The following is a 24,576-nucleotide window of genomic DNA, read 5'->3' as shown; positions in this document are numbered from 1 at the left end:
TTAAGATGACTAAAGTAGATATAATTTCAGGCTTTTTGGGAGCAGGTAAAACAACTCTTATAAGTAAGCTTTTAAAGGAAGCCTTAAAGGGAGAGCAGGTAGTTCTTATTGAGAATGAGTTCGGTGAAATCGGTATTGATGGAGGATTCCTTAAAGATTCTGGTGTTGAGATAAGAGAGATGAATTCAGGATGCATCTGCTGTTCACTTGTTGGTGATTTCGGAACTTCTCTTAAGGAGGTTGTTGATAAGTATCATCCAGACAGAATTATTATTGAGCCTTCAGGAGTAGGCAAGCTTTCAGATGTTATCAAAGCGGTTAAAGACCTTCACATTGAGAATGAAATCGTTCTTAACAGTGCTTCAACAGTTGCAGATGCATCTAAGGTTAAGGTATATATGAAGAATTTTGGTGAATTCTTTAATAACCAGATTGAGCATGCAGGAACTGTTATTTTAAGCAGAACACAGAATGTTTCTGAAGAGAAGTTAAAGACAGCTATTGAGCTTATTAAGAGTGTTAATCCTAATGCACATATTATCACAACTCCTTGGGATGATATTGACGGAACTAAGATTCTTGGTGCAATGGAGAATGTTACTAACCTTGAATTAGACATGCTTGCAGAGGCAGCGCAGAAGGCTTATGAGGAGCATGAGAAGGAGCACCACCACCATCATCATCATGAAGATGGAGAGTGCTGCTGTTGCGGCGGACATGATGATGATGATGATGACGAGCATGAGCATCATCACGACCACGAGCATGAGCATCATCATGACCATGATGAGGAACATGAGCATCATCACGACCACGACCACGAGCACGAACATCATCATGACCATGAGCATGATCATCACCATCACCATGCAGATGACGTATTTACAAGCTGGGGAACAGAGACTCCTAAGAAGTATGAGAAGGCAGAGCTTGACAGCATATTAAAGAAGCTTTCTGAGAGTGAAGATTATGGTAAGGTTCTCCGTTCTAAGGGTATGCTTCCTTGCACAGATGGAACATGGATGTATTTCGACCTTGTACCAGAAGAATATGAGATTCGTGAGGGAAGTGCTGATTTCACAGGAAGAATCTGTGTAATCGGTTCTGAACTTAAGGAAGATGCACTTAAGGAACTTTTTGAAGTTTAATCAGTGTTTAATAGAAGAACACATTTTTACAACGCATTTATAATGAAATGATAGCGCAAATGCGCGGAAATGAGGATAAATATGGCAAATGAGGAATATCAGATTCCGATTTTCTTGATTAACGGTCAGCTTGACAGTGGTAAAACAAGATTTATCTCCGATACTATAGCAATGGGACAGTTTGCAGACGCTAAGAATAAACTTCTTATTGTGTGTGAAGAAGGTGAAGAGGAGTATAGCGAGAAGCTTCTTAAGGACAACGGAGTTGATATGGTTGTTGTAGAGAAGGAAGATTTTAATATCAAGACTCTTAATGAACTGGACAAGAAGTATGATCCATGGATTGTTATTGTTGAATATAACGGAATGTGGGATCCAGCACTTATTCTTGGAAGTGAGAAGCCAAGAGGATGGCAGGTATACCAGTCTATAACTTTAGTTGATGCTAATTCATTTGGCTTACAGTGGGCTAACATGAAGTCTATTATTGCAGAGTCTGTTAAATATGCGGACATGGTTATCTTTAACAGATGCAAGTCAGGTATGGATCTTGGCAGCTACAGAAGAAGCATGAGAGCATTAAATCCTGCACTTCAGATTATCTTCGAGGACGAGAAGGGTGACCAGGTTGCTATATCTGAACAGCTTCCATACGACATCAATGCTGATGTTATTCAGGTTGATGACGAAGATTATGGTATCTGGTATATGGATGTGTCTGAAAGACCGGAAGTATACGCAGGTAAGAAGGTAAGATTCAAGGGACAGGTTCTTAAGAATAAGTACTTTAAGGATAAGAATTTCGTTCCGGGAAGAAAGGTTATGACATGCTGTGCAGAAGATACACAGTTTATTGGTTATATCAGCTTCTACAACAACATAGCTTCTCTTGAGAACAGAGAATGGATATGGGTTACAGCTACTATTAAGTATGAATTCCAGATGGCGTATAAGAAGAAAGGTCCTGTTCTTTACGTTGAAAGCGTAGAAAAGACAGGTGCACCTAAGGAAGAGATGGTGTTCTTCTGATATGATACAGGATATATGGCCAAAACATCTGGACAATCAGTATAAGAATCTTAAGTCAGGCAATGAGGACACTGTGTTTTATTTTCAGGGTTCCTCGTTGCTTGCAAGACCATCAGGACATTTTAACTCACAGAATCCTGAAGAAAATGTATTAATATATCCACAGTATGATGAGTTCGTTCAGGGGATAAAGTCCTCTTACGGAGACAAAGCTGTGGATAACTTTGAATTCATATATCTGTTGTCAATTGATGAGGAACATTTTTTCCTCGCAAGAAAGACAGGAAGCCTCGAAAGAGGCACATTCTTGGGAGAGATGGCTGATTCAGCTGTACACAAGGATATGTATTCTTTCGTCAGAGGATATGAATTCATAGGAGTCGATTCTTTCCGTAAGGCACAGCCAAGAGAGCATGCTTATGCGGCTATTACTGCATTTCATCTGTATGGCTGGTACAGGGATAATCATTTCTGTGGAAGATGCGGAAAACCACTCAAGCATGATGACAAGCAGAGAATGTTACGCTGTGACTGCTGTAAGAATATGGTATTTCCTAAGATATGTCCGGCTGTTATTGTTGCAGTTACAGATAAGGACAGAATTCTTCTTACTAAATATGCGGGAAGAACTTACAGGAATTATGCGCTTATTGCCGGATTCACTGAGATTGGTGAAACAACAGAGGAAACTGTAAGCAGAGAAGTTATGGAAGAAGTAGGTGTGAAGGTTAAAAATATCACATATTATAAGAGCCAGCCTTGGGGACTCAGCGGTTCTCAGCTTCTTGGTTACTTCTGTGAGCTTGACGGTGACGACACAATAACTCTTGAAGAAGATGAGTTATCGGTCGGCACATGGGTCAAGGCAGATGATATAGATGTAATTGATGACCATATCAGTCTCACAAGGGAAATGATTGAGAAATTCCGCAGTGAGCATGTGAGTCACAATTAATTGTAATCTTTAAAACTAATATTAAGATCTATGGTATTACCACTGACACCGTCTAACTTAGCTGATTCAGTGTATTGCCATATAGAGAATTCATATGGGAAGTAAGGTGTGTCTGAATAGTAGGCAAACCACTTCTCATATTTTTCTAAGCGGGTAAGGTCAAGTCTTCCAACGAATCCCTTGAGGTTGGAATATATCATTGGCTTATAGCCTGCTTTTTCTATCTTGTTGCAGAATGCGATTATGATATCTGTAAGTTCTTCAGTAGTCAGATTCTCCTGTCTGTATGAATCGCCTGAAATCTCCTCAAAGTCAATAACTACAGGATATGTAATCTTGTAAGGCTTGATAATATCAAGAACATAATCAGCCTCTTCTATAGCTTCCTGTTTCGTAATTGCAGATGAGAAGAAGTATGCGCCAATCTTAATATTATTCTTTATTGCGTCTTTTGCAAATGTATCAAATGAAGAATCAGTGTTCAGGATTCCATTGCCATAGCTTCTGAAACCACATCTTAACATGGCAAATTCAACGCCCTGTTCTTTTAATTTCTTAAAGTCAATATTCCCCTGAAACTTCGAAGCATCAACACCCATATGTGTTGTAACTTTACCGTCTTCATTGTATGTGATAATTCCTTTATCATCCTGCTTGAAATTCTCATCCTTATAATTATTCTTCGCAAGTTCAGGAAGTATCTGCGCAAATACATACTGATTCTTATTGTTCACATAGACTATATTATCAGGGAAATAGCTCTTAAGTATAGAAAGAGAACCTTCACCGTTAGTGAATCTTAACTTCATATCAGAAAGAAGATCCTCTTTCTCTTCTGACTTTAGTTTCTCAATCTCGTCATTGCTAAGCTTATCGGTATTAGTTGCAACGGTTGATTTTCGGTACTTAATAATGACACCGGTGGTCAGAAGACCGAACATTACAGTTGTCATAAAGAATATTAAAGTTGTTATCACAAAAGGATTGGTTTTCTTCGATTTCATAGTGCATCACCTCTATAATAATTAATTATGAGTTATTCATAAAAAGTATTTCTTGTATAAATGGTATATTAGCTTTTGCAAAATGTCAATTAGAATTCATATGATTTTTTAAATAAAAATATAGAAAAGGTATTGACAATTTATTGAATAGAATATATAGTATCTGTACAACACAACAATTCTTATGAAACTCAGAATTCAGATGCAGAAAGCTGGGATTCTTTTGCCTTTGCAAGAAGGTAGTTATACCGTTTCTGTTCCGAGTTAAGCTGGTAGATGTAACAGTCAATCAGGTCAGGATCAGTAACATTATCAAGATTAGAATAGGCAGTGTACATAGCCTTTTTAGTCATCATAAGTTCCTGTAACAGATATTTTTCATCATATGTAGCAGGATTCTTTTTTTTACCAAACATTTTCAATAGAATTACTCCTTAATATTTGAGATTAGGGGCATTGAATGCCTTGTATTAAAAGTATAGGCATTAAATGGTAATTCTATACATTTTTTTTGAGGAGGTGGATAAGTGACAGATGTTATATCAGCAGGAATTGCGCTGATATTAATTGTATGGGCAGTATCAGAGGATGTAAAAGCATTCAGAATACCCAACAGGCTGATTATTGCAGGATATATTGCGGGAGTAATAATGCTTGTTATAAGAGGCTTTTCCGGAGAGCATATAGGAAATCACATAACTGGAACCCTGGTGGGATTATCGGAAATGCTGATTTTTTATATTATAAAGGCGGTTGGCGCGGGAGATGTAAAGCTTTTTGCAGTACTTGGATTATTGCTTGGAAAGACGCTGATAACACAGTTGTTGATTGTTTCTCTTGTAACAGGTGGTATTACAGGAGTTGTTGAGTTGTGTATTAAGAAGACTGGCAGGGTTGAATTAGGAATGAGTCATGTGCAGATGCATGGATTTCATTATGCAGTTGCAATACTTATGGCTTATGTTGTTGTGTTTGGATACAGATTTGTTGTGATGTGAATAAATCAATAAGGGGGTGGATGTATGGGGAAAAATAATATCTGTGTAATATATGATTCGGACGAAAGTTATGCAAAAAGACTGATGTCTGTAATTAATGATGATAATGATATTCCGTACAATGCACAGGTATTCACAAAAGAGAATGATCTGGACAGGTATCTTAAAGAAAAAAAGGCTGATATGCTGATGATAAGTGAAGAGGCATATGAGTATGATTCGGACAGGGTTGGAAGTAAAACTGTTGTATTATGTGAAGAAGATGAAGATGCAGATGAAATTAATACCAGAAAAGGAGAGGATTTAGTCGGAGTATGTAAGTATCAGCCATCATATCAGATATTACAGTCTGTCATGAAATATGAAAAGAAAGAAAAAGCATTAAGGAGTGGCAGGCTGAAGGTGATAGGAGTGTATGGTTTTAACAGTGGCAAGAGAATTGTGTTGTCGCTTGCTATTGCAAGAATACTGTCAGAAAGAGCGGCTGCATTGTTTGTCAGTTTTGAGTCGTTTTCGTGTGTGGCTAATATATTAAAATGTGATAATAATGAAAATTTATCAGATGCATTATACACATTCAGACAGAATCATAATCAGTTTCATAAAAATATAGCTAATTCAATAAGCCATTATGACAGGCTGGATTATATACCTGAAGCTGACTGTGCGGAAGATGTGTCAGATATAAAGTCGCAGGAGATAGGAACATTTATACAGGCAATTGGTAGAGAACTGGGATATTCATATATTGTTATTGATATAGGTGATTGTATCAGAATGCCATGGGCTGTACTGGAATGCTGTGATGAATATTACATTACATGCGGTGAGAATAGCATAGAAAACAGTCGTATCAGGAACTTTGAAAAATATATGATTGAGCAGGGAATGGATAACATATCAGAAAAATTAAATAAAGTCAGTGTTAATGTACAGCCTGATATTCCTGTAGAAGACATATGGGGGAAGTTACCGTTCAGTGAATATTATGAAGATTTGCAGAGGATGATAAATGCAGGTGGAATTTAATGGAGGGATTATATCAGACTATACGTCATAAGGTGTACCAGAATCTGGATGTGGGGCATGATATTACAGATGATGAATTATATCAGGTCATAGACAGATGCATATATGAGGAAAGCAGGGAAAAAATAATATCAATAAGGCAAAAGGAGGAATTAAGAAGCAGATTATATAATTCTATTAAAAAACTGGATATTTTACAGGAACTTTTAGATGATGACGAAATTACAGAAATCATGGTTAATGGTACAGAATGCATTTTTTATGAGAAGCAGGGACGGATTAAAAAATGGGACAGGCAGTTTGAAAGTGAGGAAAAGCTTGCTGATATTGCTCAAAGGATAGCTGCAATGTCTAACAGAATGGTTAATGAAGCATCTCCAATTGTTGATACAAGGTTAAATGATGGCTCACGAGTAAATATCGTATTGCCGCCAGTTGCGATTGATGGACCGGTTATAACAATAAGAAAATTTTATGATACACCATTGACAATAGAACGGCTAATAGAGCTTGGTTCAATAACACCGGAAGCAGCTTGTTTTTTAGAAAAACTTGTTAAGAGCAGATATAACATATTTATATCTGGCGGAACAGGAAGTGGTAAAACAACATTTCTTAATGTATTGTCAGATTATATACCAAGTGATGAAAGGGTTATAACAATTGAAGATTCCGCAGAACTTCAGTTACATAATATCAGTAATATGGTAAGACTTGAAGCAAGGATGGCTAATGCAGAAGGTGAAAATGCTGTATCAATAAGAGATTTGATTAAATCAAGCCTTCGAATGAGACCAGATCGAATTGTCGTAGGTGAGGTAAGAGGAGCGGAAGCTTTGGACATGTTGCAGGCAATGAACACAGGGCATGATGGAAGTTTGTCAACAGGACACGGCAATAGTCCGAAAGACATGCTTACCAGACTTGAGACAATGGTACTTATGGGAATGAGTATGCCGGTTGATGCAATCAGAACACAGATAGCTTCGGCAATAGATATTATTGTTCATCTTGCAAGACAGAGAGATAAAAGCAGAAAGGTGGTACAGATTGCAGAAGTTGGGAATTACCAAAATGGAGAAATTGAACTTACGCCATTATTTAAATATGTTGAAAAAGGTGAGACAAAAGATGGAAGGATACTTGGTGGGCTTGTCAGGCAGAGTGCCTGTATTAAAAGGACAGAAAAGCTTGAAGCCGCCGGAATCAGGCTTGAATGACATAAAATATATTGCAGAAGGAGTAGGAGTAATAATAATTGCAGCATATATTTTTTATGAAAATATATTTATGTCAGTACTTTTGATACCGTATGTTGCTGTGCATATTAAGGAATCCCGAAGAATAGCAGAGGCAAAGAAGAAGCGTATTCTTACAAAACAGTTTAAGGATGGAATAATGGCAGTTTCATTTGCACTGAATGTTGGATACTCGATTGAAAATGCTTTTTCACAAGCTATAGATGAGTTAATACTTCTCTATGGATCGGAAGCGGATATAGTAATGAAATTTAAAAATATAGTTGTCCGTATTAATCAGAATGAAAACCTTGAAGATATTCTTAATGATTTTGCTAAAGAATGTAAGATTGAAGACATCATGTATTTTGCAGAGGTGTTTCGTTATGCAAAACGAAGTGGAGGTGATCTGATATCCATAATCAGGAATACTGCGGATATTATTCAGCAAAAAACAGAAGTTGCCACAGAAGTAGAAACTATTGTAAGTGGAAAACGAATGGAGCAGAAAGTTATGAGTGCAATACCAGCATTAATAATTTTATATCTTAAAGTGACGGCAAGAGAGTTTGTGGAGCCTTTGTATGGTAATTTGTCTGGAGTACTTATTATGACTTGCTGTCTTGGGGTATATCTTATTTCAAATGTATGGTCAAAGAGGATTGTTAATATTGAAGTTTGAAATAAAAAGAAGTTACAAGTTAGATATGAAAAAGAAAATAATAGCTGCAATAGTAATAAGTATTATATTTGCCGGGGCAAGTGCAGCTATGAATCAGAGAGACAAAGTAAAGACAACAGCATTGACGCGCCCGCAGCCGGGAGAAGCTGATGAGATAAGACAGATAAATGTGCTTGATAAAGATGGTGGGGTGCTGGCTCAACTTGATATTAATGTTGAACCGAGGCAATTATCAGAAGAAGAGGCTTTTGAATATTTTGAAAAAGCGTACCAGGAAACGCTGATAAATATGCTTGGGAACAATGAAAGCGTCAGACACATAACTTCGGATTTGAATATGTGCGACACAGCCCAGAACGGAATTATAGAACTAGAGTGGTATTCAACGGATTATGAGCTTGTTGGATACGATGGAAAGGTAAATAACCAGGGGTTTTCCGAAAATGATGAAAAGGAAGTTAAGCTTGTGCTGATAACCAGGTATGGGGAATATAAAAATGAGTACGATATCGGGGTAAAGGTTGTTGCACCAGAGTATGACTCCAAGACAAAGATTAAGGTTAGTGCCCAGGAAAGCATAAAGAAGGCAGCAGATAGCAGTCCTTATGCATCTGATATAGAACTTCCTGAATATATAGATGGGCAGGCTGTTGATTATGAGCCAGCAGGCAGTACCAGTCCGCCTTCATTGTATCTTGTTCTAGGAATGGTGTCAGTAGTTCTTATTGTATTACTCGAAAAAAAGAAGAATAAAGATTTGTTAAAAAAAAGAAAAAAAGAGCTGATATATGATTATTCGGAAATAGTATCTAAACTTACTTTGTTGTTAGGAGCTGGGATGACTACAAGAATGGCATGGCACAAGATAGTGGAAGATTATAACCGGAAAAGACAATCGGGGAGTATTGGGGTAAGACCGGCTTATGACGAAATGTATGAGGCAGATTGTAATATGCAGGCTGGAATATCTGAGGCTGCTGCATATGAGAGATTTGGTAAAAAATGTGATACAAGAGAATATATGAAGCTGGCGTCATTGTTACAGACCAATATAAAAAAGGGAACCAGCCAGCTCCGGGTGTTGCTGGAGCATGAGGTTAACGAATCATTTGAAAAAAGAAAAAATATAGCAAAGATTAAAGGGGAAGAAGCAACTACAAAGCTGTTATTTCCGATGCTTTTAATGCTTGGAGTTGTAATGGCAATAATTATGATTCCAGCGGTTATGAAATTTAATATGTAAATACCGGGGTGAATAAGAAAGGAGACAATTATGAGGACATTATATTATGGTATAAAAAAATTCTGGAAAGATGAAGATGGTATGGGAGTTGTTGAGGTGGTACTTATAACTATAGTTTTAGTTGGATTGGTTATTTTATTTAAAAGTCAGATAACAGCTCTGGTTAATTCTATTCTTGCAAAGATGTTTAATCAGGCGAATAAAATCTGATAGGGGGATTCAGTGATAAAAAAAGATGTAAAAGCCCAGATTACAATAATGGCAGCTTTAAGCATGACAATTGTGTTATCTCTGATACTGACATGTATAAAGTCAGTATCAGACAGCATGAGAAATACATATATTAAGTCAGCCTGTATGCTGGCAATAGAAGGGGCTTTTTCATGTTACCATAATGATATGCTTAATGAATACGATATTCTGGTAATGAAAAAGACAGATAAAATAAAAAGGCATACGGAAGATTATATAAGACAGAATATAGAATCAGAGAACAAAAACATTGAACTTACGGGAGTTGAATTTAATGATTTTGGATATATGACCTCTAATGGTGGCGATTATTTAATGAAAGAAATTACTGCATATATGAATTATGGAATATATTCTGAGGTTGTTGATATGTTAAAGGATACACAGAGACAGGTAGAAAAGGCAGAAATAATTAATGAATTAGTATCTGATATTTCGGCATGTGAGAATAAAATGGCGGATGCAGATGAAAAAATTCTGGAACTCGTCCGGTTAGTCGATGGGGTAAGGACTAATGAAGCCGGATTGGTTATAAAAAACAAACATGCAGAAGCTGTCACAGAGGGATTTGCAAAGATGGCGGTCAATGGTGAAATAACAATGGCAACAGTAGGGGTTAATGATTCTAGAATATATAATCCTGTAAGGGGCAGTGCTTTAGGATATGTAGATGTATCACAGATACTGCAGGATATGATAGATGACACTGATGGTTTGTTTGAAATGGGAGATGAGGAAAGTGAATTATCTGGAAATAATTCTTATGCTCAGCTTTATAAGAGAAATTACGAGGCACTAAAAAATTCATTAGAGACGAGCAGAAATAAAACAAAAGAGGCATTAAATGTGTTGGATGGCTATACATCTGCAAAGTCGGGAGTGGATGATAACATATATGAATGCATTAATAAGCTGGAAAAAAGCAGGGAAATAATCGGAGAAGAGATATATAACGGAATGATGCAGGATCTTAATGATATGAAGCAGTCTGGGGGTTCTGAAGAATTAAAGATGTGTGATACATACACATTAACAAATGCATTAAAGAGAAATCAGGTTATTCTGGATGGAGCGTGTGCTGTACTTGACGAACTTGATGTTGGGTTACTACAGAATAATTGCAAATCAGTAAGGCAGAAGGTTGTTAAATGTCAGGGGCTGTTATCAGGTCTGTCTGCAAAGGGTATGGAATTTAATTATTCAGGAATAGATTTTTCTTCTAATGGAGTAGGGCTGAAGGCATTAAAGAAGATAAAACAAATGATTACGGAAGGTATTCTTGCATTAGTTGTTAATACAGATAAGATATCAAAAAAACAGATTAACTATACAGGATTAGCGTCTTCTATGACAGGTAAATATGATAATGGAGATTCTGCATTTAATAAAACGAAAGATGCTTTACTTATGAATGAATATCTTATGATGAAATTCAATAGTTATGCAGATTACATAGAAAGTGAAAACAGTTTGGATGATTGTCTTGATTATACACTCGAATATATTCTTGAAGGCAGGGATAGTGATAAAGAAAATCTGGAACAGGTTATGCTGAAGCTGTCAGGGATAAGAACAGGAATTAATCTGGCATATCTTATAACGGATCAAGAAAAGAAAGCACAGGCATATGCGTTGGCATCTGGAGCATTAGGGTTTACTGGTAATATGGCAATAATAAAGGCGGGACAGTATCTTGTGTTGTCGGTATGGGCATATGGAGAGGCAATTACAGACTTGCAGAAATTATATTCAGGTAAAAAGGTAGAACTTGTAAAGACAAAAAATACATGGAATCTTTCATTAGAAAAACTTCTGGCAATGGATTTTGGAACTGACAGTGATGAAGATGGTTCAGGTATTGATTATGAAGGATACATAAGAATGCTGCTGGTAATGGAGAAGGCGGAGCATAAGAATTACAGGACAATGGGAGCTATGGAACTGAAAATGATAAGCATGGGACACGAAGATTTCAGAATGAAAGATTATATTGTTTCGGCGCAGGCAAGAGCTTTTTTTAAATGTAAGGAACGTCCGAAAATATACAAGCAGTATATGAAATGTTCGTATATATAATTAGATTTAGCAGCATAAAGCTTCTAAATAGCAGTTTGACGCAGAAAATTTTTATTAAGAATGCTCATCAGGAAAGGAGATGCGGTTAGATTAAACAACTCACCCAAATAAAATACATCATAAATAGGCAAGTTTCTGCGTCGACAACTGTGGAGGCAGCATTAGTAATACCATTATTTGTCTATGCAACAGTAGCGGTTATATTTATGCTGCATGTACTAATGGTAAGAACACAGGTAAATAATGCATTGTATAACACAGTAAGAAAAATAAACAGATATGCGTATATAAGTGAATCGGTGCAGGAACTGTCAGATGAAGATAAAAATGATATATTTAACAGTTTAAAGAAAAGTGAAGATGATGCAGGTATATGCAGAAAAGTTATTACCAATGTTGAATTGGTGACTGTTTTTATAGATGAAATAGGTGGCAGTTATGCCAAAGATAATTATATAACAGGTGGTAATGCAGGCTGGGTTTTTGCCGGAACAAAAGTACTTGATAATAGTTCCACAATCGAAGTAAAACTTACATACAGAATATATAATCCATTTAACATATTTGGGAAACAGGGGATATATATTCAGGAACATTGTCTGACAGATGCCTGGCTTGGGGAAGACAGAAACACATATGTGCCATCTGAATACAATAAGGGGGATATGTATGTTTATGTTACAGAAAATGGACAGGTATTTCATACTGATATTGATTGCACATATTTACTACATCAGATAAGAACTGCCAGTATAAATGATGTTTCACAATTAAGAAATGATGCAGGTGCAAAGTATTATAAATGCAGTAAATGTGATGGAAATTCAGATACAATTTATTATACGCCATACGGACGCAGATACCATACAACTTCTACATGTGAAGTGTTGCAACGCAATGTCACAAGCATAAAAAGGGAAATTGCAGAAAAAACAATGAGATGTTGTATTAAATGCGCTGAAAATAATGGCTGAGGGGGAATATGGTTAATATATTTATTATGACAGGATTGTTAATTATGGGGATTACGGATATAAAGAGAAAAGCAGTTCCATTATGGATGTTAATTATATTTTCTATATTTTCCATAATCATAAAAGTAATATGTCTTATAAGAGAGAAGCAGACGATAGGGGGTATTCATCTGATATATTTTTTCGTATTTGTGGGTATAACTATGCTGATTAGCATATATGGAAAAATGATCGGACTTGCAGATATGATTTTAATAGGATTGATAGCCTTTTTAGATGGTATGAGAATAGCATTAGGAGTGCTTCTGACATCGTTGTTTCTGGTCAGCGTATTTGCAGGTATATTATTGTTGTTGAAAAAAGCTAAAACTAATGACAGTATAGCATTTTTGCCATTTGTTCTTTTTTCTTATGTGGGGGTGATATTGTGTGGATAAGAGCTTCTTATACGGTTGAAAATGCAGTTATAGTTCCTGTGTTTTCAATGATAATTATTTTAATAATATCATTTACATGTAATATTCATGATGAAATTATAAAAGAAAATGTTATGAGTCAGATTGGAATAGAGAACGAATTAAGTGAAATGAATAGTGACAGAAGAAATGATTTTGAGAAAATTGCAGAAGAATATTTAAAGGAAAGATGTATATTTTCACATAACTATAAAGTGAAAGTGGATGATTCGGCAATAAAGAAAAGTCAGCCGGAGAAAAGTATAAGAATAATGAGGGCAATAATTGAGGCAGTTAATTAGAGGAGGGAAAGATTTGGGGAGTGATAATATAAATGTAAGATACGAGCATCAGAATAACAGTAATTATCTGGTAATAGAGGATGAAAAAGAATATGAGGATTATCAGTATAAAATGCTGAGACGCAATAAGCCAGATCATTTTTTAAAGATGTCTATGTATTCGGTAAATAATAAATACGGGATATATTATGATATAACATCGAAACAGCAGGTGAGTAAATTCTATGAATATGGAAAAATGACAATGGATGATGTTAAATCAATATGCATAAATATTTCTGAGATAGTCAGGATTGCTGATGATTACATGTTGGATATAGATCATGTGAAAATTGAACCTAAATACATATATATGGATGTTGGAACTAAAAAATTGTATTTTGTATATCATACAAATCTTAATTCTTATACATTTAATGAAAGCTTAAAAATGCTGTTTGAGTTTATACTTGAGCATTTTGATCATAGTCTGGATAAACAGTGTATTGTTAAATTGTATGAAATATATCAGAAGGTATTGGTAGGTGACTATGATCCTTTCAATTTAATAAAAATGTTTGGAATGTCAGAAAAACAATGGGATGATGAAAAAATAGCATCACAAGAAATTAGTGAAGAAAAAAGAGAAATTAAAAGAGAAATAAAAAGGGAAATTCCAACAGTATTTCCGGAACAGATTCTTGTAGATAAAGAAGAAAGACAGGAAAAGTCTTTATCTCAAATTCCAATAGCAGGAGCGTTAATTATGTTTTTTGGACTTATTAATATGTTTCTGCCAGATATGATTCCGTTAAATATACCTGCTATGGTTTCTTTTGCATGTACTGGCGCAGGCGCTGGAATATTATTTTATACATTCAAAAAGAAGAAATCATACGCTGATACAGTAACGTCTGTTGAAAAGGAAGAAATCCCTTACGCAATAAAAGAAGAAGTAAAAGATAATAATCTGGTTAATAAAACAAAAAATGTATCAGATATGTATGATGATTTATGCAATGAAACAATGCTGTTATCAGATTTTATTGGTTCAGCGAGAAAAAAGAAAAAATTAAAATTGCATCTTATGGATGACAATCTGATAGGTGAATTAGATATACATACATCAGATGAACATAATATAAGGTCAATAGCAATGAACAAATATCCATATATTATCGGCAGTCTTGAAAAAATGTCAGATGTAGTTGTGAATGCACAAGTTATAAGTCGTATGCACTGTTGTGTATATCATGAGAGCAATCAGGAGGATATATATAGCATAGAGGATCTTAATGCAACTAATGGAACATACATTAATGGAGAAAGGCTTAATAATCATGAGAAAAAACAATTATGTAATGGAGATATACTTAAACTGGCGGCGATAGCCTTCAAGGTTGAAATAAGCTAGATTTTATGCTATATTCTGACTGATATATCACTATAGATAAGTAGTGAATGTAATTAAACATATATGGGGATTATGGCAATGAATATTAATATATATTATGGTGGAAGAGGTCTTGTTGATGACCCTACAGTTTTTGTGATTAACAAGATACAGGAAGTACTTACAGAGTTAAATGTTAATGTTACAAGGTATAATTTATATGAAATGAAAAACACTATAACAACATTGTCGCAGACAATTACTGAGGCAGATGGACTTATTCTTGCAACTACAGTTGAATGGGTTGGAATGGGTGGATATATGCAGACATTTTTAGATTCATGCTGGTTGTATTCAGATAAGTCTCAGGCAGCAAGTATATATATGTTTCCAGTTGTAATGGCTAGGACATATGGAGAAAGAGAAGTTACTCTGGCATTAAATAATTCATGGGAGATTATTGGTGGAAAGATTGGTCAGGCATTAAGTGCTTATATTGATGATACAACTGATTTTGAGTTTAATTCTGAATATAATACCATAATAGAAAAATATGCTGAGAATGTATATAGAACAATTTCACAGAAAATAAAACAGCTTCCATCAAGCAGTCAGACAATAAAAAATAATATGCTTAAGGATACGATTAAACTTACTCCACAAGAAAGTGAACAGTTATCAAAGTATGCATCTGATGATGATTTTGTAAAAACACAAAAGCAGGATATTGAATCACTGGCAAGTATATATAAAGAATTGCTTAGTGATCAGGAGAATGGCGGAGATGATTATTATATTAATGTATTTAAAGATAATTTTAAACCGGCAGCAGGATTTAAGAGTACATATATGTTATCAATAAGTGATAAAGAAAAATTAATAAGTATATACGTTGATGGAAGTCAGATAAAAGTTGAATTAGGGGAAAACAAGGGTGCAGATGTAATTGGTAAGCTGACAAAAGAAACCTTTGACAATGTAGTGAAAGGCAGAGATACTTTTCATAGGGCATTTATGACAGGCGCAATGACTGCAAGAGGTAATCTTAAAACTTTGAGAATGTTAGATGAGATATTCAGATTTCAGAATTAATCCGAGATCTGAATCTGAATATTCAATAGGCTAATTGTCTGATAAAGGTATAATTATACTGAATATAATCTGGTTGTCTGCATTATATATTGAAGCAGAAATGTTATATTTCATACATATCTGATGAACGATTGCAAGACCGACACCACAGTGTCCTTTCTTTGTAGTGAAAAAAGGCTGGCTGATATGTTCAAGGGATATATTTTTGGGAATTTCTGTTGTGCAGTTATTTGCTATATTAATACGAATTATATTGTCATTAATATCGGACTGGAGCGTTATTTCACCAGAATAATCAGAGGCTTCACATGCGTTTAATACAATTTCTGTCATCATCATTTTGAAATGTTCAGGATTGATTGATATATCAGGCAAGTCGGCAAGAGAGAAATTAAAGCTACAGTCGTTGTCTGTATTTTCATCAATAATATCAGGAAGTTCATAAAGTATATCTTTAATGCATACAGGATATCTATCTAAATCTTTCATGCTGTAACGATATAGAGTAGTGCGGTCCATATGACATATTAGTTCAGATAGTACTTTTTCCATGCGTTTGAAATAAATATTATCTGATATTTCGGGGGATTTCTTTTTTAGAAGCTGAAAGCTTGTTTTCAGATACGCAATATGATTTTTGATATTATGGGAACTAATAGATAATTCTGAAGGAGAGATTAAAGACAGTTTTTCGATAACAGGTTTTAAATCAGGAGTATTTTTTACTAAGTTACATAGTTGGTTATATTCATCATTATTAAGCATATTATAAGAAATCCTTTCAGACATTAATTTAATAAGTTTTTTGCTATGAGGTTGTAATCGAACACTCTTTAAGTTATCATATAAAAGTATATAATAAAGTATATACATATTCGAAGTACATGTAAACAAAAGTATTTCGACAAATTTCGCGCAAAGTGAGGAAATAGTATGAAAAAGGATGATTGTATTTTTTGCAAGCTGGCAAACGGCGAGATTCCAACAAATGCTCTTTATGAGGATGATATTGTAAAAGTTATTTTCGATGCAAGTCCTGCCGCTAAAGGACATGTACTTATATTGCCGAAGGAACATTTTGACAATATATATGAACTTGATGATGACACTGCCGCACATGTATTTAAAGTAGCAGCTAAGATTTCTAAAGCGTATAAGAAAGCATTGGATTTTGATGGACTTAATATTGTTCAGAACAATGGAGAAGTAGCAGGGCAGACAGTATTTCATTTCCATATGCATATTATTCCTAGAATTAAAGGTGATACAGTTAATGTTGGATGGGTTCCGGGAACTGCAGATAATGACACCATAGCATCAATAGTAGAAAAAGTTACACCTTATCTTTAATGTTTGTATATGTTATATAATGAGGATATGAATAACGGATATTAAGCGGGAAACCGTAATGATATATAGAAAGAGGAGAAAGCATGATTAAATTAAGTGATGGAGGAGCATATCTTATCAACGGTGTCGATATTGTTGAGGATAGTGCTTCGGCTGTGAATGAAGTAGCTGCCAAGACAGGATGTTCAGTAACAAAGGAAGAGGCTGCTAAGAATACTATTGCATATGGAATTCTTGAAAACCATAACACATCTGGAAACATGGAGAAGTTAAAGATTAAGTTTGATAAGATGACTTCTCATGATATTACATTTGTTGGAATTATCCAGACAGCAAGAGCGTCAGGGCTTGAAAAATTCCCAATTCCTTATGTACTTACTAACTGTCATAACAGTCTCTGTGCAGTTGGCGGAACTATTAATGAAGATGACCATATGTTTGGTCTTACATGTGCAAAGAAATATGGCGGAATATATGTGCCACCTCATCAGGCTGTAATCCACCAGTTTGCAAGAGAAATGCTGGCTGAAGGTGGAAAGATGATTCTTGGTTCAGACAGCCATACACGTTATGGAGCTCTTGGAACAATGGCTATGGGCGAAGGTGGACCAGAGCTTGTTAAGCAGCTTCTTAATAAGACATATGATATTAACAGACCGGGAGTAGTAGCTATCTACATGACAGGAGAACCAGCAAAGGGTGTTGGTCCTCAGGATGTTGCACTTGCTATTATAGGTGCAGTATTTGGTAACGGTTATGTTAAGAATAAAGTTATGGAGTTCGTTGGACCTGGTGTTTCATCACTCAGTGCTGATTTTAGAATTGGCGTAGATGTTATGACTACAGAGACAACATGTCTTTCATCTATCTGGAGAACAGATGATAAGGTTAAGGAATTCTATGATATTCACGGAAGAAGTGAGAGCTACAAGGAACTTAATCCTGGAAATGTGGCTTATTACGATGGTGTTGTATATGTGGATTTAAGCACAATCAAGCCAATGATTGCTATGCCATTCCATCCAAGCAATACTTATACAATTGAAGAGCTTAATGCTAATCTTGAAGATATTCTCCATGATGTAGAGAAGAAGGCTCTTGTAAGCCTTGATGGACAGGTTGAATATAAGCTCACGGATAAGATTAAGAATGGCAGACTTTATGTTGATCAGGGAATTATCGCCGGATGTGCCGGTGGTGGTTTTGAAAACATATGTGCAGCTGCAGACATTCTTAAAGGAAAGTCTATTGGTGCAGATGAGTTTACGCTTAGCGTATATCCTGCAAGTACACCGATTTATGTTGAACTTGCAAGAAATGGAAGACTTGCAGATCTTATGGAGACAGGCGCAATCGTTAAGACTGCATTCTGCGGACCATGCTTTGGTGCAGGAGATACACCTGCTAATAATGCATTCTCAATCAGACATTCAACAAGAAACTTCCCTAACAGAGAGGGTTCTAAGTTACAGAATGGTCAGATATCATCTGTTGCACTTATGGATGCACGTTCTATTGCAGCAACAGCAGCTAATAAGGGATACCTTACAGCAGCTACAGATGTTGATGTAGAGTTTACAGGACCAGCATACCATTTTGACAGCTCAATCTATGCTAACAGAGTATTTGACAGCAAGGGGGTTGCAGATCCAGAACAGGAAATCCAGTTCGGACCTAATATCAAAGATTGGCCAGAGATGGTTGCACTTCCAGAGAACCTTATTATTAAGGTTGTATCTGAGATACATGATCCGGTTACAACAACAGATGAACTTATTCCATCAGGAGAGACATCATCATTCAGATCTAATCCTCTTGGTCTTGCTGAATTCGCGCTTTCAAGAAAGGATCCTGCATATGTAGGACGTGCTAAGGAAGTACAGAAAGCAGAGAAGGCAAGAGAAGCTGGACAGTGCATGGGAGAAGCCTTACCAGAGCTCAGAGACATCATGCATAAGATTAAAGAAACATATGATGTTCATAAGTCTAATGTTGGTGTTGGAAGCACTATATTTGCAGTTAAGCCGGGCGATGGTTCAGCAAGAGAGCAGGCAGCATCATGTCAGAAGGTACTTGGCGGATGGGCTAACATTGCTAATGAGTATGCGACTAAGAGATATCGTTCAAATCTTATCAATTGGGGTATGCTTCCATTCATAATTGATAAGGGAGAGCTTCCTTTTGAGAATGGAGATTATATCTTTATTCCGGAGATTCAGGATGCGATTAAGAACAAAGTGTCTACAATCAAGGCATTTGTTGTTAATAAAGATATGAAAGAGTTCGAACTTAAGCTTGATGAGCTTACAGATGATGAAAGACAGATAATTCTTGATGGATGTCTTATTAATTATTATAGAGATAACAAATAATAAGATGAAATATTAGTGTATACGGAAGTTGGTGAGCAGATGGCAGAACAGAATATACTTAATGGGAATCAGAAACAGCTGGAACAGATAATTGGAGATATGAAAGAACATAACTCTAAAAAAGAAAGGCTTGAGAAGCTTTCTGAAAGCGTAAAAGATATTTCAAGAGAGTTAGATAACACAAACAAAGAAAAGCAGAATGAAACTGATTCTAAAATAAAAGCAAGTATAGACGCAATATGTGATGGATACGATAAATCAATCAATGCTGATAAAGATAAAATAAAAAATGTTACTGCTGCCAGAGATAAGGCTAAGATGGCAGGCGTTAAGGAACGGATTAATTCTGAAACAGCGTCTTTAAGAGCGGAAAATTGTGATTTGGCAGAACAGATAAATGAGGCTTTTATACATGAGAATATTTCAAAAATGTGTAACAGTCAGATATTTATCGCGGCTTTTAACGCCAGAAAATTTTTGGATTATGTAATTGATGTATCGTTATTATTAGTTCTTTTTGCGGTGATACCAGTATTGTTGTATTTTCTGCCAGTGATTCCAGATTGGATTCTTCTGCTTTATAGTATTTTAATGCCAATTTTATGTTTGATTCTTGTTAAAGGAATATATAAGGGTGTGCTATTGAAACATAAGGATACGATAATTGCAGCTCAGAATACCAGAATGCAGATACGCGATAACAAGAAGAGAATCAAGAAAATTGAGAGAAATATACGCAAGGACAGGAATGAGGATATGTATGGTCTTGAATCTTATGATTCAAAGATTAATGCGCTTCATGATGAAATTTCTGGCATTGAGGAAGAAAAAAATGCAGCTTTGGAGGAATTTGAAAATACAACCAAAGCTGACATTATAAGTGAAATAAACAATCGTTATGACGATAAAATAACCAGCATGGATGCAGAATTAAAAAAGAAAAAGGATGAATATGATGATCTGGATGATCTGGTCAAGAAGCAGAGGATATATATATCATCTAATTATGAAGCGTATCTAGGAAAAGAATTTATGAGTGTTGACAGGCTTTCGGAATTGAATTCAATTATGAAGTCTGGCGCAGCAGATACGATAGCGCAGGCTCTTGCTGTATATAATAATCGTCATTAAATGTTCTTAATGCAAGCACAATTGCATCAGCTATCTGAAATATTATTGACAGGCGGGTTGTCTGAAGTGTAGAGAATTCCATATCACGGGAAGAGTTAACAATTCCTGTAATGTGAATATCTCCCACTTCGGGCAACTTTTTTTTAACACCCAGTCCGGGCTTTAAAGGACCAGTTGCGAGAGTCATATAACCAACATGATCTTCTTTGCCAAGAGAAGCATCTATTGCGATTATGTAAGGATTATCAAATGTTTTGCTTATAGTTTTAAGACAGTAATTAAGATTGGCAGCATGAACAGGCTGGTTAAGATCTCCGATGAGATACATACCAGGAGAAATATAATCCCTGAACTGGTGACCAATTAGTGGGCCAAGACTGTCACCGGTAGAACGGTCACTTCCTATACATAAAATAATGATTTCCTGATTAGGGAGAATATTCTTGGATACGATATCACAGAGCATTTTTCCCATTTTTACTCCAGAAGAAGAATTGGTTGAATTAAAGTAATAAAGCATATATACCTCCGATTATTATCTGACAGAGACAGGCTCTTTAGTAATGTGTACGCTGTAGAATTAATGATTATTACAAAATTATTTTTAATATTTTTTTCGCGCTGACAAAATCTGATAATTTTTTCTTTATTACAGTGATATTATTCTGATGAAAAGAGTAAAAGGAGGCACCATGATAGAAATAATTTGTAATGAAGAAAATTCAGATAAGTCAAAAAAAGGTACAAGAGGTGCGGCCATAAGGAGACCGAAAAATATTAAACAGATAGGCGAAGTGAACTCTGATAAGAAAATATATATAGAAGATTATGCTTTTACATATATAAATTCAATAGCATACAATAATCCATCGGATATACAGGCTGGAGTTCTTCTTGGGGACAATCAGGTGGATGGAGAAGAAAAATGTGTTTTTATAAAAGGTATAATAAAAGCAAAACTTGGGAAAGAGGTTGAAGAAAAAGGGGTGTATTTTAATGAAAATGTCTGGAATGTAATATATACAGATGTTGAAAAATATTTCCCGGATCTTTCAGTTGTAGGCTGGTTTGCAGCTATTCCTGAAGTTACGCCTGAAAGAATGCTTAAATTAAAGAAAATACATCTGGATAATTTTGCGGGGACAATGAAAACATTTTATCTTATTGATACAGTGGAGAAGGAAGAGAATTTTTATCTTTATGAAAATGGTGAGTTGAAAAAACAAAAAGGATATGTATGTTTTTATGAGCGGAATTATGAGATGCAGGAATATATGTTAGAGAGAAGAGAACGGAGTTCAAGTGAAGAGGGACCGGACAAGGTAATGAAATCTATACGTAATATAATTAAGGAAAAAGAGGAACTGAGAGAACAGAAAAAGAGTACAAGATTTATGTACGGTGTAAGCACATTTATGGTTGTAGTCATTCTTGTTATTGGAATTAATCTGATGAATAATTACCAGAAAATGAAAAAGTTTGACAAATCAATAAGCAGTCTTATGGTACAGATGTCAGGAAATGATTCGACAAAAGCGGATACGGTTGTACCAGTCAATAAATTAGAGGGCGGTGTATATCCTACAGAAGCAGAAACAGAAGGGACAAGCATAATTGCGACAGCAACGGAAAGTTTTGATGTGACAACTGTTGTACAGACGGAGGAGCAGGTGGTTGCAGCAACAGTTAAGGAGCCTGTGATATATACGGTGAAATCTGGGGATACAATAATGGGAATATGTAAAAAGTATTATGGTGACACATCAAAATGTAAAGAGGTAACTGCATATAATGATATAAAAGATGAAAATGTATTATACATAGGACAGCAGATAAAACTTCCTTGATTAAATTCCCTAATATTGTATAATTAGCTATGTTAGAGGATGCAATAAAAAGGGGATTAATATGGCAGATATAATATCTGGAAAATCAAGATTTAATGGTGACAGAAATGCGCCGGTCAGAAAAGTAATCAGCATAAATTCACAGGCGGCAGCGTCTTTAGAACAATCAGAGGATGTTCTTGATGATGAAACAGTAAAAAGAAAGATACGCAGACATAAAATAAGGGTTATATGTGCAACAGTATTTATAATAGCGTTAATTGCAGCTGGTGTATATATTGCTTTGAGATTTATGGACAATTATGATTATACATCATATTCAGTTGTTAATTCAACTAACAGGGATGATATAGAATCTTCCAGGTATGTTTCATTTGCAGATGGATATGTAAGGTATAGCAATGATGGTATTTCATATTATAAGGGAAATGGCAAGGCTATATGGAACCAGACATATTCAATGCAGAACCCGGCAGTAAGCATATGTGAAAATTCTATAGCTGTTGCTGATATTAATGGAAGTACAGCATATTCATTTAATCAGGATGGACAAGTCGGAAAGGCCGATACTTCTATGCCAATATTGCAGGTTGAGGTTTCCTCAACTGGTAAAATAGCGACAGTCCTAGAGGATAATCATGCCAATTACATTAATATGTATGATACAAATGGAGATAAAATATACAGTGTGAAGACAACTTTGTCGGGTGATGGTTATCCGTTAGATATTAGTATTTCATCAGATGCCAAGAAGCTTATAGCGTCATTTATAAAGGTGAGTGGTGATGAGATAAAAACAAATGTTGTTTTTTACAATTTTTCTGATGTTGGAAAAAATGAAACGGAACGAGTTGTCGGTGGATTTAATTATGATGATATAATTGTTGGTGATGTGAAATTTATAAATGATACAATGGCTGTTGCTGTTGGAGAAAATGTAATAAGCATTTATAAGATAAAAGAATATCCGTCACTTGAGCACACAATTGAAATTAATAATGAAATAGAAAAAATATTTTATAGTGACCAGTACATAGGTGTTGTTGAGAATAATTCTGATTCGGGAGATCCATATAAACTTGTAGTTTACAACATAGCTGGAAAAGAAATATTTAACACTACATTTGCAGTTCAATATACAGATATTAAGTTTGATGGAAAAAGTATAATTATGAATAATGCATCAACATTTGTTCTGATGAATCTGAGAGGCAAAAAGCTGGCAGATATAGAATTTGACATGCCGGTTATTAATGTGTTGCCAAAGGGAACCAGAGGAGATTATACACTTGTGAATTCCAAATATATACAGACAATCAAACTGAAGTGATAAGGGGGAACAAAATGCTTTTAATAGGAGTGATATTAATTCTTGGAATATTTGCTGTTGTGGGATGGAGAAAGGGCGTTATAAGAATAGTTCTTTCGCTGGCGTCAATACTTATAACAATAATAGCTGCGGTAATTGTTGCACCATTGGCAACATCAGCGGTAAAAAGCGGAACTAATCTGGATGAAAATTTATCACAATCCATATATGAGTTGTTATCAAATAATAAAGAAATTGATGATTATTTTATTGCGAATCAGAGGAATTTATTAGATGTAAATATTAATCATATAAGCAGCTATTCAGATGAAGTCAATAAAGTTATAGGTGAGGTTGGAAACAGAATCAATCTTCCAGAGAGTCTGACTGATGCAGTTAAAGCAATTCCAGAATCTGAATTGGCAAATGTTATAACTGATTATACATCAACATCGGTTAAAGAAATTACTTTAAGGATAATCTCGGTAAGGCTTGCAAATATAGTCCTGACGGCAATCATATATATAATGATAATGGTGATTGTATTTATAGCACTTAGGATTGTTATTGCTGCAACAGGAATTATAAGCAGGCTGCCTGTCATAAAACAGGCGAATAAAGCAGGCGGGGTAATATTGGGGCTTGTTGAAGGCCTTGTTGTAATATGGTTATTTTTTACAGTTGTTACAGCAATAAGCGGAACGGAGACAGCTTCCAA

Annotated in this window: 25 protein-coding genes (1 of these 25 only partly in view); 21 read left to right on the top strand and 4 right to left on the bottom strand. The window is 35.3% G+C overall.

Translation table 11 applies throughout. The annotated features are described in order from the left end of the window. The first annotated feature begins 5 nt into the window (after positions 1–5). The 3 genes from EUBELI_RS09590 to nudC all read left to right on the top strand — a co-directional run bounded on the left by EUBELI_RS09590 (position 6) and on the right by nudC (position 3,132). On the top strand, positions 6–1,148 hold the full coding sequence (locus EUBELI_RS09590; RefSeq protein ID WP_012740208.1) for a GTP-binding protein: 1,143 nt from the start codon (positions 6–8) through the stop codon (positions 1,146–1,148). Positions 1,149–1,229: 81 nt separating this feature from the next. Beyond that, a complete protein-coding gene (locus EUBELI_RS09585) occupies positions 1,230–2,177 on the top strand; it encodes a TIGR03943 family putative permease subunit (RefSeq protein WP_012740207.1) in 948 nt (315 codons plus the stop codon). A 1-nt stretch (position 2,178) separates the two neighbouring features. Beyond that, positions 2,179–3,132: an NAD(+) diphosphatase gene (nudC, locus tag EUBELI_RS09580; protein ID WP_012740206.1), complete on the top strand. Its 954-nt coding sequence runs from the start codon at positions 2,179–2,181 to the stop codon at positions 3,130–3,132. Here nudC and EUBELI_RS09575 read toward each other — a convergent pair. Next, entirely contained in the window at positions 3,129–4,136 is a 1,008-nt protein-coding gene (locus EUBELI_RS09575; protein ID WP_012740205.1) for a glycoside hydrolase family 25 protein, read from the bottom strand. The genes nudC and EUBELI_RS09575 overlap by 4 nt on opposite strands. A 191-nt stretch (positions 4,137–4,327) precedes the next feature. Next, positions 4,328–4,552 carry a YaaL family protein gene (locus EUBELI_RS09570; protein ID WP_012740204.1) on the bottom strand — a complete coding sequence of 75 codons (225 nt, stop codon included), beginning with the start codon at positions 4,550–4,552 and terminating at the stop codon, positions 4,328–4,330. Positions 4,553–4,663: 111 nt separating this feature from the next. On the opposite strand from EUBELI_RS09570, the gene EUBELI_RS13730 reads away from it, so the two are divergent. The 12 genes from EUBELI_RS13730 to EUBELI_RS09510 all read left to right on the top strand — a co-directional run bounded on the left by EUBELI_RS13730 (position 4,664) and on the right by EUBELI_RS09510 (position 15,849). Further along, positions 4,664–5,134: an A24 family peptidase gene (locus tag EUBELI_RS13730; RefSeq protein WP_012740203.1), complete on the top strand. Its 471-nt coding sequence runs from the start codon at positions 4,664–4,666 to the stop codon at positions 5,132–5,134. Between the two features lie 24 nt (positions 5,135–5,158). Next, positions 5,159–6,163, top strand: coding sequence for a P-loop NTPase family protein (locus tag EUBELI_RS09560; protein WP_012740202.1), 1,005 nt, complete (start codon positions 5,159–5,161; stop codon positions 6,161–6,163). Next, positions 6,163–7,383 (top strand): CpaF family protein, encoded by a 1,221-nt coding sequence (locus tag EUBELI_RS09555; RefSeq protein ID WP_012740201.1) that lies wholly within the window; start codon positions 6,163–6,165, stop codon positions 7,381–7,383. Before EUBELI_RS09560 ends, EUBELI_RS09555 begins: the two co-directional genes overlap by 1 nt. Further along, on the top strand, positions 7,376–8,083 hold the full coding sequence (locus EUBELI_RS09550; RefSeq protein ID WP_012740200.1) for a type II secretion system F family protein: 708 nt from the start codon (positions 7,376–7,378) through the stop codon (positions 8,081–8,083). The genes EUBELI_RS09555 and EUBELI_RS09550 overlap by 8 nt, the downstream gene beginning before the upstream one ends. Beyond that, positions 8,073–9,326, top strand: coding sequence for a hypothetical protein (locus tag EUBELI_RS09545; RefSeq protein WP_012740199.1), 1,254 nt, complete (start codon positions 8,073–8,075; stop codon positions 9,324–9,326). Before EUBELI_RS09550 ends, EUBELI_RS09545 begins: the two co-directional genes overlap by 11 nt. Before the next feature lie 30 nt (positions 9,327–9,356). Then, positions 9,357–9,536, top strand: coding sequence for a Flp1 family type IVb pilin (locus EUBELI_RS09540; protein ID WP_012740198.1), 180 nt, complete (start codon positions 9,357–9,359; stop codon positions 9,534–9,536). A 12-nt stretch (positions 9,537–9,548) separates the two neighbouring features. Beyond that, positions 9,549–11,654 (top strand): DUF5702 domain-containing protein, encoded by a 2,106-nt coding sequence (locus tag EUBELI_RS13725; RefSeq protein WP_012740197.1) that lies wholly within the window; start codon positions 9,549–9,551, stop codon positions 11,652–11,654. A gap of 149 nt (positions 11,655–11,803) precedes the next feature. Next, a complete protein-coding gene (locus EUBELI_RS09530) occupies positions 11,804–12,628 on the top strand; it encodes a TadE family protein (protein ID WP_012740196.1) in 825 nt (274 codons plus the stop codon). An 8-nt stretch (positions 12,629–12,636) separates the two neighbouring features. Continuing rightward, entirely contained in the window at positions 12,637–13,065 is a 429-nt protein-coding gene (locus tag EUBELI_RS09525) for a hypothetical protein (protein WP_012740195.1), read from the top strand. After that, positions 13,056–13,385 (top strand): hypothetical protein, encoded by a 330-nt coding sequence (locus EUBELI_RS09520; RefSeq protein ID WP_012740194.1) that lies wholly within the window; start codon positions 13,056–13,058, stop codon positions 13,383–13,385. Before EUBELI_RS09525 ends, EUBELI_RS09520 begins: the two co-directional genes overlap by 10 nt. A 13-nt stretch (positions 13,386–13,398) precedes the next feature. After that, positions 13,399–14,778 carry a DUF6382 domain-containing protein gene (locus EUBELI_RS09515; protein ID WP_041688318.1) on the top strand — a complete coding sequence of 460 codons (1,380 nt, stop codon included), beginning with the start codon at positions 13,399–13,401 and terminating at the stop codon, positions 14,776–14,778. A gap of 78 nt (positions 14,779–14,856) precedes the next feature. Then, positions 14,857–15,849: a hypothetical protein gene (locus tag EUBELI_RS09510; protein ID WP_041688316.1), complete on the top strand. Its 993-nt coding sequence runs from the start codon at positions 14,857–14,859 to the stop codon at positions 15,847–15,849. A 30-nt stretch (positions 15,850–15,879) separates the two neighbouring features. On the opposite strand, the gene EUBELI_RS14570 is transcribed toward EUBELI_RS09510, so the two are convergent. Continuing rightward, on the bottom strand, positions 15,880–16,614 hold the full coding sequence (locus EUBELI_RS14570) for a GHKL domain-containing protein (protein WP_207643830.1): 735 nt from the start codon (positions 16,612–16,614) through the stop codon (positions 15,880–15,882). Positions 16,615–16,782: 168 nt separating this feature from the next. On the opposite strand from EUBELI_RS14570, the gene EUBELI_RS09500 reads away from it, so the two are divergent. The 3 genes from EUBELI_RS09500 (at position 16,783) to EUBELI_RS09490 (ending at position 20,702) form a co-directional block, all read left to right on the top strand. After that, a complete protein-coding gene (locus tag EUBELI_RS09500) occupies positions 16,783–17,199 on the top strand; it encodes an HIT family protein (RefSeq protein ID WP_012740190.1) in 417 nt (138 codons plus the stop codon). Between the two features lie 83 nt (positions 17,200–17,282). Then, complete coding sequence (locus EUBELI_RS09495; RefSeq protein ID WP_012740189.1) at positions 17,283–19,571, top strand: hydratase; 2,289 nt, start codon at positions 17,283–17,285, stop codon at positions 19,569–19,571. Positions 19,572–19,610: 39 nt separating this feature from the next. Next, positions 19,611–20,702, top strand: a complete 1,092-nt coding sequence (locus EUBELI_RS09490) for a hypothetical protein (protein WP_148231349.1) — start codon at positions 19,611–19,613, stop codon at positions 20,700–20,702. On the opposite strand, the gene yyaC is transcribed toward EUBELI_RS09490, so the two are convergent. Beyond that, complete coding sequence (gene yyaC, locus EUBELI_RS09485; RefSeq protein ID WP_049777966.1) at positions 20,638–21,222, bottom strand: spore protease YyaC; 585 nt, start codon at positions 21,220–21,222, stop codon at positions 20,638–20,640. The genes EUBELI_RS09490 and yyaC overlap by 65 nt on opposite strands. 172 nt (positions 21,223–21,394) lie before the next feature. Here yyaC and EUBELI_RS09480 point away from each other — a divergent pair, with 172 nt between their 5' ends. The 3 genes from EUBELI_RS09480 to EUBELI_RS09470 all read left to right on the top strand — a co-directional run. Continuing rightward, complete coding sequence (locus EUBELI_RS09480) at positions 21,395–22,549, top strand: LysM peptidoglycan-binding domain-containing protein (protein ID WP_041688312.1); 1,155 nt, start codon at positions 21,395–21,397, stop codon at positions 22,547–22,549. Positions 22,550–22,610: 61 nt separating this feature from the next. After that, a complete protein-coding gene (locus tag EUBELI_RS09475) occupies positions 22,611–23,879 on the top strand; it encodes a DUF5711 family protein (RefSeq protein WP_012740186.1) in 1,269 nt (422 codons plus the stop codon). A 14-nt stretch (positions 23,880–23,893) separates the two neighbouring features. Beyond that, a protein-coding gene (locus EUBELI_RS09470) for a CvpA family protein (RefSeq protein ID WP_041688308.1) crosses the window boundary here: on the top strand, positions 23,894–24,576 show its 5' portion. Its footprint extends 91 nt past the window's final position; only the first 683 of its 774 coding nucleotides appear in the window; the start codon lies at positions 23,894–23,896; the stop codon falls past the right edge of the window.

This window comes from [Eubacterium] eligens ATCC 27750, assembly GCF_000146185.1.
Lineage (GTDB): Bacteria > Bacillota > Clostridia > Lachnospirales > Lachnospiraceae > Lachnospira > Lachnospira eligens.
The sequence above is the reverse complement of the archived record's forward strand: the minus strand, read 5'-3'. Positions and strand labels throughout refer to the sequence as shown.

Coding starts and splice junctions, on each gene's coding strand:
- EUBELI_RS09590 (WP_012740208.1), top strand. CDS start 6: ATGACTAAAGTAGATATAATTTCAGGCTTTTTGGGAGCAGGTAAAACA.
- EUBELI_RS14570 (WP_207643830.1), bottom strand. CDS start 16,614: ATGCTTAATAATGATGAATATAACCAACTATGTAACTTAGTAAAAAAT.
- nudC (WP_012740206.1), top strand. CDS start 2,179: ATGATACAGGATATATGGCCAAAACATCTGGACAATCAGTATAAGAAT.
- yyaC (WP_049777966.1), bottom strand. CDS start 21,222: ATGCTTTATTACTTTAATTCAACCAATTCTTCTTCTGGAGTAAAAATG.
- EUBELI_RS09495 (WP_012740189.1), top strand. CDS start 17,283: ATGATTAAATTAAGTGATGGAGGAGCATATCTTATCAACGGTGTCGAT.
- EUBELI_RS09555 (WP_012740201.1), top strand. CDS start 6,163: ATGGAGGGATTATATCAGACTATACGTCATAAGGTGTACCAGAATCTG.
- EUBELI_RS09490 (WP_148231349.1), top strand. CDS start 19,611: ATGGCAGAACAGAATATACTTAATGGGAATCAGAAACAGCTGGAACAG.
- EUBELI_RS09510 (WP_041688316.1), top strand. CDS start 14,857: ATGAATATTAATATATATTATGGTGGAAGAGGTCTTGTTGATGACCCT.
- EUBELI_RS09575 (WP_012740205.1), bottom strand. CDS start 4,136: ATGAAATCGAAGAAAACCAATCCTTTTGTGATAACAACTTTAATATTC.
- EUBELI_RS09475 (WP_012740186.1), top strand. CDS start 22,611: ATGGCAGATATAATATCTGGAAAATCAAGATTTAATGGTGACAGAAAT.
- EUBELI_RS09500 (WP_012740190.1), top strand. CDS start 16,783: ATGAAAAAGGATGATTGTATTTTTTGCAAGCTGGCAAACGGCGAGATT.
- EUBELI_RS09560 (WP_012740202.1), top strand. CDS start 5,159: ATGGGGAAAAATAATATCTGTGTAATATATGATTCGGACGAAAGTTAT.
- EUBELI_RS09540 (WP_012740198.1), top strand. CDS start 9,357: ATGAGGACATTATATTATGGTATAAAAAAATTCTGGAAAGATGAAGAT.
- EUBELI_RS09570 (WP_012740204.1), bottom strand. CDS start 4,552: ATGTTTGGTAAAAAAAAGAATCCTGCTACATATGATGAAAAATATCTG.
- EUBELI_RS09525 (WP_012740195.1), top strand. CDS start 12,637: ATGGTTAATATATTTATTATGACAGGATTGTTAATTATGGGGATTACG.
- EUBELI_RS09480 (WP_041688312.1), top strand. CDS start 21,395: ATGATAGAAATAATTTGTAATGAAGAAAATTCAGATAAGTCAAAAAAA.
- EUBELI_RS09585 (WP_012740207.1), top strand. CDS start 1,230: ATGGCAAATGAGGAATATCAGATTCCGATTTTCTTGATTAACGGTCAG.